12 protein-coding genes are annotated in these 13,702 nt (G+C 70.8%); 6 read left to right on the forward strand and 6 right to left on the reverse strand.

Annotation, left to right across the window (positions count from 1 at the left end; translation table 11 throughout):
* Nucleotides 1-397 precede the first annotated feature (397 nt).
* The 3 genes from AC1DVZ_RS02720 (at nt 398) to AC1DVZ_RS02730 (ending at nt 3,391) form a co-directional block, all read left to right on the forward strand.
* Nucleotides 398-1,318 carry a cation diffusion facilitator family transporter gene (locus AC1DVZ_RS02720; protein ID WP_477616648.1) on the forward strand — a complete coding sequence of 307 codons (921 nt, stop codon included), beginning with the start codon at nt 398-400 and terminating at the stop codon, nt 1,316-1,318.
* A gap of 270 nt (nt 1,319-1,588) precedes the next feature.
* On the forward strand, nt 1,589-2,842 hold the full coding sequence (locus AC1DVZ_RS02725) for a nuclease-related domain-containing protein (RefSeq protein ID WP_477616649.1): 1,254 nt from the start codon (nt 1,589-1,591) through the stop codon (nt 2,840-2,842).
* Nucleotides 2,843-3,094: 252 nt separating this feature from the next.
* Complete coding sequence (locus AC1DVZ_RS02730) at nt 3,095-3,391, forward strand: DUF3303 domain-containing protein (protein ID WP_477616650.1); 297 nt, start codon at nt 3,095-3,097, stop codon at nt 3,389-3,391.
* Nucleotides 3,392-3,530: 139 nt separating this feature from the next.
* Here AC1DVZ_RS02730 and AC1DVZ_RS02735 read toward each other — a convergent pair whose 3' ends face one another.
* Nucleotides 3,531-5,093, reverse strand: a complete 1,563-nt coding sequence (locus tag AC1DVZ_RS02735; protein WP_477616651.1) for an MFS transporter — start codon at nt 5,091-5,093, stop codon at nt 3,531-3,533.
* A gap of 177 nt (nt 5,094-5,270) precedes the next feature.
* Entirely contained in the window at nt 5,271-8,018 is a 2,748-nt protein-coding gene (locus AC1DVZ_RS02740) for a helix-turn-helix transcriptional regulator (protein ID WP_477616652.1), read from the reverse strand.
* Nucleotides 8,019-8,146: 128 nt separating this feature from the next.
* Here AC1DVZ_RS02740 and AC1DVZ_RS02745 point away from each other — a divergent pair, with 128 nt between their 5' ends.
* Entirely contained in the window at nt 8,147-8,779 is a 633-nt protein-coding gene (locus tag AC1DVZ_RS02745) for a DJ-1/PfpI family protein (RefSeq protein ID WP_477616653.1), read from the forward strand.
* A gap of 108 nt (nt 8,780-8,887) precedes the next feature.
* On the opposite strand, the gene AC1DVZ_RS02750 is transcribed toward AC1DVZ_RS02745, so the two are convergent.
* From AC1DVZ_RS02750 to AC1DVZ_RS02760, 3 genes are read right to left on the reverse strand one after another with little or no spacing between them, the layout of a single operon-like run.
* Entirely contained in the window at nt 8,888-9,832 is a 945-nt protein-coding gene (locus AC1DVZ_RS02750; RefSeq protein ID WP_477616654.1) for a zinc-binding dehydrogenase, read from the reverse strand.
* Between the two features lie 50 nt (nt 9,833-9,882).
* Nucleotides 9,883-11,070: a flavin-containing monooxygenase gene (locus AC1DVZ_RS02755; protein ID WP_477616655.1), complete on the reverse strand. Its 1,188-nt coding sequence runs from the start codon at nt 11,068-11,070 to the stop codon at nt 9,883-9,885.
* On the reverse strand, nt 11,025-11,318 hold the full coding sequence (locus AC1DVZ_RS02760; protein ID WP_477616714.1) for a heavy-metal-associated domain-containing protein: 294 nt from the start codon (nt 11,316-11,318) through the stop codon (nt 11,025-11,027). The genes AC1DVZ_RS02755 and AC1DVZ_RS02760 overlap by 46 nt, the downstream gene beginning before the upstream one ends.
* A 457-nt stretch (nt 11,319-11,775) precedes the next feature.
* Here AC1DVZ_RS02760 and AC1DVZ_RS02765 point away from each other — a divergent pair, with 457 nt between their 5' ends.
* Nucleotides 11,776-11,958 carry a hypothetical protein gene (locus AC1DVZ_RS02765; protein ID WP_477616656.1) on the forward strand — a complete coding sequence of 61 codons (183 nt, stop codon included), beginning with the start codon at nt 11,776-11,778 and terminating at the stop codon, nt 11,956-11,958.
* A gap of 16 nt (nt 11,959-11,974) precedes the next feature.
* Here the strand turns inward: AC1DVZ_RS02765 and AC1DVZ_RS02770 are convergent, their stop codons facing one another.
* Nucleotides 11,975-12,277, reverse strand: a complete 303-nt coding sequence (locus AC1DVZ_RS02770; protein ID WP_477616657.1) for an antibiotic biosynthesis monooxygenase family protein — start codon at nt 12,275-12,277, stop codon at nt 11,975-11,977.
* A 117-nt stretch (nt 12,278-12,394) separates the two neighbouring features.
* On the opposite strand from AC1DVZ_RS02770, the gene AC1DVZ_RS02775 reads away from it, so the two are divergent.
* Nucleotides 12,395-13,684, forward strand: a complete 1,290-nt coding sequence (locus AC1DVZ_RS02775; protein ID WP_477616658.1) for an MFS transporter — start codon at nt 12,395-12,397, stop codon at nt 13,682-13,684.
* Nucleotides 13,685-13,702 lie beyond the last annotated feature (18 nt).

Consider the following 13,702-nt stretch of genomic DNA (forward strand, 5'->3'; position numbering starts at 1 on the left):
GCGGAACGACAGGTGCCGCGCAGACGCGCGGCCGGGGCGGTGTGGGACGCCGAGCCGAGCGGACCCTGAGGACCGCCTGCTCCGCGGTCCCGCAGTGCTGGGACAGATCGGCGTGCCAACCCCGACGGCTCGCCCACGCGTGCAACCGACAACCACGGATCGAGGTCCGCCAGGCTTCGAGCTCAGTCGTTGCCAGAGCTGCGGTGTTGCCAGAATCGCGGTACGGCCGGGAGCCGGAACACGTCGATAGTACCTCTCGGTGCGGGCGCGCGGCGAACGCCGTGCCGTCGACGCGGCACACCGTCATCCGCGCGAGCCCGGCTGCCCCGGTGACGTACGATCGGGACATGCGCTGCGTGAGCGAGCCCGCCGCAGCCGCCGGCGCTGACGTRCCGACGTGAGCGGCCACTCGCACGGCCACTCGCACGGCCAACCCCACGGCCACCCGGGTGCGGCCCACCGCTGGCGGCTGCGCACTGCGTTCGTCCTCGTGGCCGGCTTCTTCGTCGTCGAGCTGGTCACCGGACTCGTCTCCGGGTCATTGGCCCTGCTCAGCGATGCCGGACACATGGCTGCCGATGTCGTCGCGCTGGGAGCGGCGCTGGTCGCCACCCGGATCGCGGCACGGCCCGACACCACCGGCGGACGGACGTTCGGGTCCTACCGTGCGGAGGTCTTCGCCTCGGGGCTCACCGTCCTCCTCATGCTCGGCGTCTCCGCCTACATCGCCCTCGAGGCGATCAGCCGGATCGGCGCGGGGGTCGAGGTCTCGTCTGGACCCATGCTCGTCGTCGGCTCGATCGGCCTGGTCGTCAACGTGGGCTGCCTTACGCTCCTGCGCGGCGGCGCAGGGGAGTCCTTGAACGTCAAGGGCGCCTACCTCGAGGTGGTGGCCGACACGCTCGGCTCGGTCGGGGTCGTCGCCGCCGGCGTCCTGGTGGCCACCACGGGGAGCGCGTGGTGGGACACCGGGATCGCCCTGGCCATCGCGGCTTTCGTCGCCGTCAGGGCGGTCATGCTGGGACGTGAGGTCATGGTGGTCCTCGGGCAGCACGCCCCCGCAGGAATGGACCCCGACACCGTTGCCCAGGCGCTCGCCGGCGTCCCGGGGGTGCGCGAGGTCCACGACCTGCACGTCTGGACCCTGACCTCGGGGATGAACGTCGCCACCGCCCACCTGGTCACGGGTGAGCACGCCGACGCCCACGGGGTGCTCGACCAGGCCATGCAGGTGATGCGCAGCCAGTTCGGCGTCGAGCACGCCACGCTGCAGGTCGAGCCCGACACGCACACGGGCTGCAAGGAAGTCACGTGGTAGCGGCGCGGGCTGCGAGCACGCACAGAGGCTGACGAGTCGGACCGCACACGGCTCGTCGGCCAGGCAGATCGACCACGGGCCCCCGGGGGTCGCGTCATGGTACGCCGACATGGGTCCGGGCGCTCGCCATTTGGTCGAGTTCTTACCTGATTCGACCAAACGTATACGGGATGGGTACTCAAATCTGCCCCCTGGAGGCAGAACTGAACGCTGGGTATCGGTGCCGCGTGCCAGATTGGCAGCCTCGAACCCAAGGGGGTAGGCGCCATGGTGCCTGAGATCGTCAGATTGGAACGAGCCGGCGTGTGCGGCTGCGGGGAGCTCGTCGGAGCGGGCGAGCGGGCGGGGTATGCCGCGCTGCAGGAGAAGGTCGTGTGTCTCGCCTGTATGGCAGGTGGCTCCCCAACCCCAGGACCTGGTGCCGCCTCACCCGGCGGCGACGCCGTCCTGCCGGCCACGTGGACCGCGGACGAGCTGGTCATCGCGGCGACACTGAAGGCGCTTCGTGAAGCGTCTGCACCGGCGGGGCGCGCGTCCATGCCCGCGGTCCTGCACGTGCCGACGGAGTGGTCGAACTCCTTGTCCGGGCCCGCTCCGCTGGCGGGGCAGGCCGCCACGCAGACCAACCAGCTGATCACGCTGCCGCGGCGCAAGGCCCGGACCGAGACGCTGCCGGATGCCGACGGGGCCGGGTCCCCGGAGCCGACGGGACCCATCACGACCCCGCCAGCCATCGCCCGGCCCGAGCCGTCCATGGCGGCGCCAGCGGCGGCCCCCACGGCAGTTCCGCCAGCCGCGCCAACGGTGGCGCCAGAGGTGGCGCCCTCGGCCGCCCTGGAGCCGGGCCCGACGGCTGCCGCGGAAGTCGCTGGGACCGAAGCCCAGCGCTCACGGCACGAGGCAGCTGCTGTCCCGGACCTGCTCATGCCTGCGACGGCTCCGCGTCGTCGGGCGGGGCTGTTCACCCGACTGCTGTCGGTGCGGAGCTTCCGGACGCAGCAGGGTCAGCCGAGGGTCGGCAAGCCCCAAGCGGCCGTGTGCGCCATCCTGGACGCGGCGACGACGAACGGTGTGCTCTCGCTGCACAACCGGCGGGTGCCAGGTCGGCGCGGCCGCATCGAGCACATCGCGATCGGCGCGGCCGGGGTCTACGTGATCGACGTGCTCCACTTCAAGAACGCGTCGATCGAGGTCCGCCCCACGGGCGAAGCCGACGCCACCGGCGACGACCTCGTGGTTGGAGGTCGGGTCATGACCGCCGCCGTGAGGGCCATCGCCCAGCGCGTCGAGGTGCTGCGCATGATCCTGGTGGCCGCCGGACTCGACGACGTGCCGGTGACCGGGGCCCTGTGCTTCGTCGACGGACTGCTTCCCCTCTCGGTGGCCGACCTGGAGATCGGCGGAATGCACGTGGTGCGCCCCAGCGGCCTGACGGCGCTGGTGGCCGGCTCCGGCCCCTACGGCCCGGACGACCGCGACACGCTTCAGCAGTTCCTGGCTGAGCGGCTGCCCGCGGTGGCATGACTCCTGCAGGGAGGAAGTCATGCCATCGCGGCACTGACCCTGCGACGCGGCATACCCACGTCGTGCCGCATGAGAGGAGGCCCGGACCGCGGTCCGGGCCTCCTCTCACCCATTTGGCGGTGGCTGCGTGGGCGGCCGCGGCGCAGGCTGGGTGCGACGTCAGGGGCCCGTGGCCGCTGCCAGCGAGCCCGGCGTCTGAACCGGGGACCTCACCCCGGCGATCCAGATCCCACACACTGGAGGTTTCGGGTCATGTTGATGCATGTCGCCTGGGAGTTCGCCGACATCTCTGAGGAAGCCGCAGCCCGTTCGCTGGCGGTGTTCCAGGGGTGGAAACCGCCCGAGGGAGCCGACTTCAAGGGCTTCTACGGCTTCGCGGACGGGGAAGGTGGCGTGGCCCTCATCGAGGTCGACAGCGCCGCGACCCTCGCACGAACCGTGGCGGCGTTCACGCCCTGGCTCCGTTTCACGGCCAGGCTCATCCATCCCATCGAGGAGTCGGCGGAGATCGCCGGCGAGGGAATCGCGTTCAGGGCCACCATCGCCTAGCGCCGCCCTCCACGGGTCCCAGTCCTTGAAGGATCCGCCGCGCCAGGACGGGGCGGATCCTTCAACGACGCCCGGACCTCCGAGGGACGGAGGTCCGGGCGACCCAACGGCCACGACGAGTCTGGGTGCAGGTCCTGCGTCAGTGGTGCAGGTGCATGCCGGCGCCGCCTTCGACGCGCCCGGCGGGCATCCGCAGGTAGGCGAAGACGGCGAGCACTGCGGCGATGCCCGCGGCGGCGAGGAACCCGCGGGGGAAGCCGTCGACGACGCCGGTCGCGCTGGCCAGGCTCCCTGCACTGCTGGCGACCGCTGACAGGACGGCGACGCCGAGGGCGGCGCCGACCTCGTGTCCGGTCATGAGGAACCCGGATGCCATCCCGGCGTGCTGGGGCGGGATGCCGGCCATGGCGGTGATGGACACGGGCGCGAAGACCATGCCGACGCCGAGTCCGATGACGACCAGGCCGGGCAGGACGCCGGTGGCGAAGCCGGACCCGGCGGAAGCCCGGGCGAGCAGGACCGCTCCCCCGGCCACGATGACCAGGCCGATGGCGGCGACGGCGCGAGGGGTTCCGTGAGCCAGGGCGTGCCTGGCCACGACCGTGCCGACGGTGATGGCCAGGGCGAACGGGACGAACGCCACGCCGGCGCGGATGGCGGAGTACCCCATGACGGTCTGGACGAAGATGGAGACCAGGAACACCGTGCCGACCAGGACACCGGTGACGCCGAGCATGACGGTGGTGCCGGACACCAGGGACTTGACCTTCCACGTGTGCGGCGGGACGAGCGGGTTCGCAGCCTTGTTCTCCCGGAGCATGAATGCCACCGCGAGCACCGCCGAGGTGGCGAAGGCGACGAGCACCCGCGCTGAGAGCCAGCCGTGCTGCTCGGTGGCCCCGAGTCCGTAGATGAGAGCGGCGAGGCTGCCGATGACGGCGACGGCGCCGGCCACGTCGAACTGCTTCAGGGTGACACGTGGTGTCGTCGAAGCGGGGATGACCTTGAGGCCGGCCAGGAGGGCAACAGCTCCGATGGGGGCGTTGATCCAGAAGATGGTCTGCCACCCGGCCCACGTGGTCAGGGCTCCGCCGAGCAGGACGCCTGCGGCGACGCCGAGGGACCCGACGGCACCCCACAGGGTGAGTCCGAGACGGCGCTGCGCGCCGGAGTACGTGGTCATGATGATGGACAGGGCTGCGGGGGTCATCAGTGCGGCGGAGAGCCCCTGGCCCGCACGGGCGGTGACGAGTTCGGTTGCGCTGCTGGCGAATCCGCTCACGACAGACGTGACGGTGAACACGGTCAGTCCCGTCAGGAACACCCACTTGCGCGACAGCAGGTCGGCGACGCGGCCACCGAACAGCAGCCCACCGCCGGACATCATCAGGTACGCGGTGACGACCCACTGCATGTCGGACCCGTCCAGGTGCAGATCCCGCCCGATGGAGGGCAGGGCCGTGTTGACGACGGAGATGTCCAGGACCACGAGGATCTGTGCGGCGAGGGCCAGGGCCAGCACGACCCAGGACTTTCGCGGCCCATCACCGGTGTCGCCGTCGTGGTTGGGGGTGAGTGCGTGACCGGGGTGGGCGGGGTTGGTCGGGTCGTGCGGTGTGGTCGCGGCGGGGGTATGAGGTGTGGTTGCGGGCGGGATGGCGGTGTCGACCGCGAGTGGTTCGGCGGCGGGCTTGGCGTGCATGACAACTCCTTGGGCGGTCTCGGTCGAGCTCGGCTCTTGGTCACACCACCCCGGACGAGATCTTGGTGGTGGTGGTGGGACCTACCGTCGTCGGAACGCCAAGGGCTCGCGCCGGTCAAATGGCCGGGTATGCCGCCGACGACCCAGAGCGCCTGCCCGCCCCAGGCGCGCGAGGGGTCAGCCGAAGTCGAGCTGGGCGAGCTCGGTCCGCGAGCTGACGCCGACCTTGGTGAACACGTTGCGGAGGTGGAACGCCACCGTTCGGGGTGACACCCAGCACTGGGCGGCGACGTCCTTGTTGGACAGGCCGGTACTGACCAGCTGGGCGACCTTGCGCTCCATCGGTGTCAGGTCCAGCAGGGTGGACGGGTCGCGTTTGCGGGCGGTCTCGCCCGACGCGCGCAGCTCCTGCGAGGCGCGCTCCACCAGCGGGGCGGCGCCCAGGTCGGTGAACGTCTCCAACGCTGCCCGCAGATGGGTGCGGGCATCCACACGGCGGTTGGTGCGGCGCAGGAGCTCGCCGGAGGCGAGCTGGGTCCGCGCCAGGTCGTAGGGGCGTGACGCGCGACGGTAGTGGCCGACGGCCCGCTCGAACGCCGCCGTCGCGTCGGCCGGGTCCGGCGTCGTCAGGGCGCGACCGAGGGCGACGGCACCGAGGGCCCACGGCTGTCCGGTCCCGCGTGCGAAGGGGGCGAGCTCCTCAACCCACGCCAGGGCCTGGTCGGTGTCGCCGGCTCGGACGGCTGCCTCGAGCCGGTCGACGGTGGCGAGCCGGTGGAGGGCCGGCACCCTCATCCCGGACAGGTGGTGCAGCGCTGCGGGTGCATCACYTTGGGCGGCGGCGCGGGCGCCCTTGGCCCAACGGGTGACGTCGTGTGCGGGACCGGTCATGATTCCCAGCGGGTACCTGGCGATGACGTCCTCGAGCGCTTCGAGGTGGTGGTCGAAGTCGTCGCTGCCGCTCAGGGCAGCCAGGAGGGTCAGCGAGGCCAGTGGTGCGGCGGTCAGGGTGGGCTGGCCGACGCTGCGCGCCAAGGTCAGTGCTTCGTCGATGGAGCTGCGCATGAGGGTCCACGGGCCGGTGGGGAGCTGGGCGAACATGAGGCGTTCCAGGGCGTAGAGGACGACCATGCCTGCTCCCGCCTCGCGAGCGGTGGAGACCATGGCGGAGTAGTAGAAGCGGGCTCCTTCGTCGTGGCCGAGGTGCAGTGCTGTGTTGCCGAGGTTGCCCATCACGTCCAGGTCCTCGACCTGGCGTCCGGCCTCCAGTGCCCGCTCAAGGGCGGGAGCGGCGCGAGCCCAGTCCTGGTCGGCGGACGCCGTCAGGGTCCCCAGCAGCAGTCGCAGGCACGCAGTGCGCGGGGCGTCCTGTTCGGATGGGGTCTGCAGCCCTGCCAGGAGGTCCGTGCCCAGGGTGGCTCCGCTGTCGGCGCCGTAGGTGCGGTTCAGTGCGGCTGCGCACGCCATCTCCAGGGCGCGACCGGCGTCATGGTCTGCGACGCCACGGGCGCCGATCGTGAAGATGCGGTGGGCGTCGACGGCGGAGCCGACGTTGACCTCGATGCGGGCCCGGAGCCGGTCGATGTCGGCTCGCTGCAGCGGGTCCATGGCGAGGTCACGGGCCGAGGATGCCAACGTGCGGGCGCGGAGCGCTTGCCCTGCCGCCCACGCGGTGCGCGCCGCGCCGAACAGTCGCGTGGCGCGGTCAGGTTCGCTCACGCTCAGTGCGGCGGAGCGTTCGAACGCGTCGGCAGCGGCGAGGTGGCCGCCGCGTTGCTCGGCCCGAACTGCCACGTCGTGGAGGGCGTCGGCGACGCCGGCGTCGGGTCCGTCCGCTGCTGCGGCCCGGTGCCACGTCGCCCGCTCCGGGTCGTGGGGGCCGACTGCGTCCGCCAGGGCTCGGTGCACCTGGCGCTGCTCGAAGCTGGTGGCCGCCTGGTAGACGGCGGAGCGGACCAACGGGTGCCGCACCGTCACGACGTCGCCGGTCACGGTCAGCAGGCTCGACCGCTCGGCGTCCTGCCAGGCGGTCGTGTCGACGCCGAGAGTGGCGGCCGCTTGCCGGACGGTGGCGACGCCTCCGGTGGCGTCGGCGGCGGCGACCAGCAGCAGCGTCTGCACCTGTTCGGGCAGGCGACGGCACCGGTCCAGGAACGCGCGTTCCACTCCGGCGGTCAACGTGAGCTGTTGCGGCAGCGGAGCCTGCCCGCGCAGCTGCGCCGGGCTCAGCCCGGAGGGCAGTTCCAGCAGGGCGAGGGGGTTCCCACCGGTGTCACGGACGAGGCGTTCGGCGACCTCGCCCGGCAGCGGGTCACCACCGCGTTCGTCAAGCAGTTGACGGGCAGCGTCGTCGTCGAGGCCGCCGACCTCGAGGGCGGGCAGCCCTGGCGGGGCGAACCCTCGTCCGCCCGCGTCACCGGTCCGGGCGGCGAAGACCATGGCCACCGGGTCCGCCGCCAGCTGCCGGGCCGCGAACAGCAGCGCATCCGCGCTGGCCGAGTCGAGCCAGTGCGCGTCGTCGACCACACAGAGCAAGGGCTTACCGGGCTCGGCTGCATCAGTCAGCACGGACAGGGTGGCGACCCCCACCAGGAACGGCTCGACGCTGGGTCCGTCCTCGAGGCCGAACGCAACCCGCAGCGCCCGCGCCTGAGGAACAGGCAACCGGTCGAAATCGGTGACGGGACGCAACAGGCGGTGCAGCGCGGCATACGGCAACGGCGACTCGGACTCCACGCCGGCTGTGCGCACCACACGAACGTCCCCACCCTGACCGGCCCCCTGGCCGGTGGTCAGGTCACGCAGCAGGGCGGTCTTGCCGACGCCGGGCTCCCCCAGCACGACCAGCACGGCACCCGTTCCGGCGCGCGCTCGGTCCACCAGGGCGGCAAGGTGCGCGCGTTCGGGCTCGCGGCCGTGTAGCACCAGCCGACCGTACCGCTGGCCCGGGCCGACCTTCGCCGCATCCCGGCACATTGACCGGGGTGAGACCTGCCACGAAGGGCCATCGTGGACTCACCGAAGTACACCGCGCCCACACCGAAGGACTCCTCATGACATCACCCAGCGCCGCCGTGGAACCCACCGCGCCTGCTGCGACCAAGCACATCGGCATCCTGCTGTTCGACGACGTCGAGGAGYTCGACGCCGTCGGCCCCTGGGAGGTCTTGGCGAACTGGACCCTGACCTACCCGCAGGACGGCTGGACGGTCTCGTTCGTGTCCAAGGACGGCCAGCCGGTCCGCGCCTCCAAGGGGCTGGTCATGGGCGCGCACCACTCGTTCGCCGACGTGCCGCCGATGCGGGTGCTCATCCATCCGGGCGGTCAGGGCACCCGGGTGTTGATGCGCGACGAGGACCACCTGGCGTGGGTCCGTGGGCAGCGCGCGACTGTTCCGCTGATGACCAGTGTGTGCACCGGCGCCCTCGTGTATGCCGCCGCCGGCCTGCTGGCTCGGCGGCCCGCCACGACGCACTGGCAGTCCCTGGAGCTGCTCCACGAGCTCGACCCGTCGATCGACGTGGACGACACCGCCCGTTTCGTCGACGACGGCGACGTCATCACCAGCGCCGGGGTCAGCGCAGGCATCGACATGGCGTTGCACCTCGTGTCCCGGCTCGCGGGCCCCGACCGGGCGCGTGCTGTTCGCCATGACGTGCAGTACGACCCGCAGCCGCCCGTCTGACCGGGTACCGCCAAAGCGCTTTGTCCCGCCCCCCGGTGAGTTCCATGGCCGTTGCATCCTGCAACGGCGCCCCACACGTGTCGGCCCCGTCTGCGCCTGACAGGCGAACTACGCACCGGGCATGGCAATGGTCACCTTGCCCACTCGGTCCGGCGAGTCGAGGCGGCTGTACGCATCGTTGATGCGTTCAAGGGGAAACGAGGAGTCGATGACGGGTGACCACCCGGCAGTCTCCACGTGCCGCATCAGCGCGTCGAAGTCCCGCGGGCTGCCCATCGACGACCCTCGGATGTCCAGTTGCTTCCAGTAGACGGACTGAACCCGTATCGCGGCCTGGTCAGCCGCCATCTTGCCGACTGCAACCAGACGGCCGCCGGGGCGAAGGGCGTCAGCGAACGGCTGCCACAGCGCTCCGGTGGGGTCCAGTGCAAGGTCGGCGTTCCCGGCGACCTTCGCGAGGTTGGGGCTCATGCCGGACTGCGTGCGCAGCACGACTGCGTCTGCGCCAAGGGACCGAACCGCGTCGGCGCGGTTGGCGGAGGTGATTGCCACGACACGCGCCCCGAGCTCCTTGGCGATCTGCACGGCAAAGGTGCCCACTCCTGATGACGCTGCACCGATGATGACGGTCTCTCCAGAGACGAGACCGCCTCTGGTCACCAGGGCTCTCCAGGCGGTGACTCCAGCCATGGGCAGGGCGGCGGCCTCCGCCCAGTTCAGTCGATCAGGCTTTGACAAGACGTTCTCCGCTGGCACTGTGACCAGCTCGGCGTGGGTGCCATCCGTGGGAGAGCCGAGGATCTCGTACTCGGAACCGGGGCTCGCCATGTCGTCTCCCCAGAACATCGAGGGGGAAATGACCACTTCTTGCCCGGGGTGGACGCCGCGGACCCCAGTCCCGACTTCGTGGACGATGCCGGCGCCATCGGATCCGAGTATCGACGGCCGTCCGAGGGAGGGCCGGTCGTCCAACATCATGCGGTCGAGCCGGTTGAGTGCCGCCGCCCGCAACCGCACGGTGACCCACCCCTTCTTGACGGCTGGTTCGGGCACGTGAGTCAGGCGCAGTGGTGGCTCGGACAGGTTCGGGCTTGCGACGACGGCTAGCACGCTGTTTCTCCGTTCTCGGGTTGAGCTGGGACGGGTACCTGGATCGCGCCAGGATGCGCGGGATGGCCGGCTCTGGCGGTCAAGTGCGCGGCAATGTGCGCGGCGTCGTGCTGAACCCATCCCAGCAGTGACGATCCTCTGCTGTGCTGCCACGGCAGGCCGAGGAAGTACAGGCCGGGCACCTTCGACACGCCCCGGGTGTGGTCGAGTTCGCCTCGCTCGGTCAACACCGGAACGTGAAGCCACGACCAGTCGGGGCGAAAGCCGGTCGCCCAGATGACGGTCGCAGGGGTGTGCGTCCGACCATCCACGGTGGTGACCTGCTGTCCGGTCACTGCTGTGACGCGTCCGGCGAAGTCAACGCCGTCCGACCGCAGGTCTGCGACCCGAGTGCCGATGACGAGCTCGCCGCGGGTGCGAAGGCGCCGGACGAGCAGACTGTCCGACCGGCGCGTGATCATCCCCGCCCGGTCTAGCCACCAGAAGATGTCCCTTCGGAGCAGGTGCTGCGGCAGGGTCCGCGGTGGTGTGCCCACGGCGACCGTCACCGGATGGGTCGCGGCCAGCTCCTGCGCGATCTGCAGGCCGGAGTTGCTGGCGCCGACGACCATGACCGGTCCGTCCGGAACATCGCGGGGGCTGCGATAGGTGCTGCTGTGCAACTGCCTGACGCGGGGGTCAAGGGCAGTTGCCAGGTCGGGCAGGGCCGGAGCGTGAAACGCGCCCGTCGCTATCACGACCTGCGTGGCCTCCATCGTTCCCTGCGGCGTCGTCACGATGAACGCGCCTGCGGCTCGTTCAAGTCGGCTCACCGGCATACCCAAGCGCACTGGCAACCGATGGTGCTCGGCGTACTCGCGCAGGAAGTCGGCCACCTCATCCTTTGTCGGGTGGTGATCCGGGTCGCCAGGAAACGGCGTCCCCGGAAGAGAGTCGTATCTGGCCGGCGTGAACAAACGCAATGAATCCCAGCGTGTGCGCCATGAGTGGCCCACCTCGGGGGCGCCATCGAGGATGGCGAATGAGGCTCCAAGTCGCTGCAGATACCAACCGAGTGCCAGACCCGCCTGCCCAGCCCCGATCACGACGACATCGAACGGCCCACCCGTCGCTGGCCCAACCTGGCCGTGCACGATCAGACCCGAACCGAGCGCATCGCGAGGGTACGGGGCCGGACCCATCGCTGGCTCCGCCGCGACGTGGGCCCACCGAAGTCGGACGCCAACTCGTATCCAGCCGCCCGCACAGCGGCGCGTGCTTGATCAGAGGCGGCGTTCGCTTGAGGGGCATGGCTGATGAGAGTCACCGTTCCGGTCGCCGTGCTTACGTCGGCACCGCTGATGCCATCCAAGGAGGCAAGCGTCCGAGCGAGGCGTTCGCCGTTCTGCTGGCTGGTCAGGCCGTTGATCTCGAACTGGATAGTGGCCATGGTGGAACCCTTTCGTGCAATGTGCGGATGGCACACCCTTGGGTGGTGCGTCGAGGCGACGCTAGGTGTCACACATTTCTGGTCGCTGTCCGGCGACTGTCGTCGGCCGTCCTCCAGAGCGTGTGCCGCGGACTTCCTCGAGCGGCCATCCGCTGCGCTCGACACTGGCCATTTCGGCCTGCACGTCGTCGACTTCCAGGACGAGTTCCGTGCCGGCAGGGGGTCGCCGGCCTCCCTTCCCTGCCGCCATCGTGACGAGGGCCGCCCCGGGTGGCAACTGCGAGGGTGTGGCCCGGGGAGTACGCATGCCGACAGCGTTCGGAAATCGCCGAACAGTGACGGGACAACGGCCGGACACCCCGCCCGGGTGGACTACCTCCAACGGCTTCACCAGATCCCCTGGCCGAGGCCGCGCCTCAGCTCCGAATCGTCCGGAGCCAGCCAATTGGAGGAAGCGATGAACCCCAAGATCCACGGATTCGTTGATGGCCACCCGGTGGAGTGGGAAGTGCGCCACGTCACGTGGTGTCACGTCTGCGGCACCAGGGAGAGCGCTGGCCGCGACGGCCTTTGCGTCCGATGCGCCGCCGACGCCCGGCTGCTGGTCGACAGCGTCTTCGGCGTCCCTGCCGAGCACTGAGCGCTCTACCGATCGTTCACGTCGACGGTGGGGACTCCAGCAAGTCGCGGAGGACCTCGCACTCGATGGTCTCGACAAGCTCCTCGGCCGCCGCCTGCATCTGCCGGACCCCTTCGTCGTCGGCGCCTTGGCACGCGGCCCTCGTGGTGGGGTCAGGCCACAGCGCGTACGCGAGCCACAGCCCGTTGTCGCACCGGTGCAGACGAGACCCGTAACTGCCGCACTTGGCGCGGATGGCCCGCGTGACCCGCTCCCAGGCCGCCGCGAACTGTTCCTCATGACCTGCCTTGACCCGCCACCGGTAGATGACCGCCAACATACGGACCTCCTCCACGTCACCCCACCTGGACAGCCCACACCAGCCGGACGCGCCTTTGCAAGATCCGGATGGCGCTGACCCGCTCAACCGCACCACCGTTCCTCCCTGGGAGTTCTCATGACTGACACTGCCCTCTTGGCGCCTGGCCAAGCCCCCGTCGCATCGGCGGTCTCCCGCGTCATCACCCCGGCACGGGCACTGGCCGCCTCGGCCGCCCTCATCGGCTTGGGCGCCATGCACTTCGCCCTCGACGGACTGACCAGCGTCCTGGTCACCCTTCAGCCCCATCTGGAGGCCCGCACGGGCGCGCGTCCGGCGATGCTGGGCCTGGTAGTGGGTGTCGCCCTCGCGACCGCATCCTTGCTGCAGCCTCTGGCAGCTCGCGTGGCGAACAGGTTCGGCGAGCGGTGGGCCGCCACCGCTGGGGCTGTGCTGGCCGCTGTCGGATACGGCGCGGTGCCAGCGACCAGTACGGTGCCGCAGACGATTGCGGCGGTTGTCGTGGGCGGCCTGGGGTCGGCGCTGTTCCATCCCGCCGCGGGGGCTCTGGTCATCCGGGGAGCGCAGCGGGCAGGTGGGGCACTGCCTCTGGCAGCCTTCTCGGCCGTGGGTACTGCGGGTGCCGCCCTGGTCCCCATGACCGTGCTGGGGTCCCTCCCTTCGCTTGGCTGGGCCGCCGCCGCTCCGGTCGCGGTCGCGCTGGTCGCCCTCAGCGTCGCGCCCCGGTCCAAGGTGTTCGCTGCCCCGGACACCCGGGAAGCAGTCCCGCAGACGTCGACCGTGGGCGCCGGCGGCGGGCAGGTGCGGGTGGCGGTCGCGGCTGCCGCGCTTCTGGGACTCGCCAGCATCACTACGGGCGCTTCGGCTCCGGTGTTGCTCGCTGACGTTTTCGGGTCGACGCACCCGGCGCTGGCGTGGGCGGCTGCGTTGTTCTCCGCGGCGGGCGCTGGGGGTGGGGTTCTTCTCGCGGTACTGGCCCGACGTCATGGTGCGCGGCGGGTGCTGCTGCCAGCCGTGCTGACCGGTGCTGGGGCGGCTGCTGCTGTTCCGTGGCTGCCGCCACGGCTGGTGTTCCCGGCCATGGCTTTGGCCGGGGTGGGCCTGTCGGGCACTCTGCCGCTGCTCATGGCCCATGCCCGGCGGCCTGGCGAGACCTCCGCCGCTGGGGCGGTCGGGCGCGTCCTGGGCCTCGGTGTGGGGTTGGGCGCGGTGGGTTATGTCCTGGTCGGCATGCTTCAGTCGGTGGTGGGGTATGGGGTGTCCCTCACCGTGACGGTGGGGATTGCCGGCGCGGGCGCCGCAGCCGTGACATGGTTCCTGTGCCGCAGCACCGACCCGGCCCTGTGCTCGACTGCCGTCAGTGACGCTGCGACGACGTGCCCGTGTGGCTCGTGCGGGTGCGCCTGATGCGCACTCCACTGCATG

Source organism: Pedococcus sp. P2_E5, assembly GCF_056403895.1.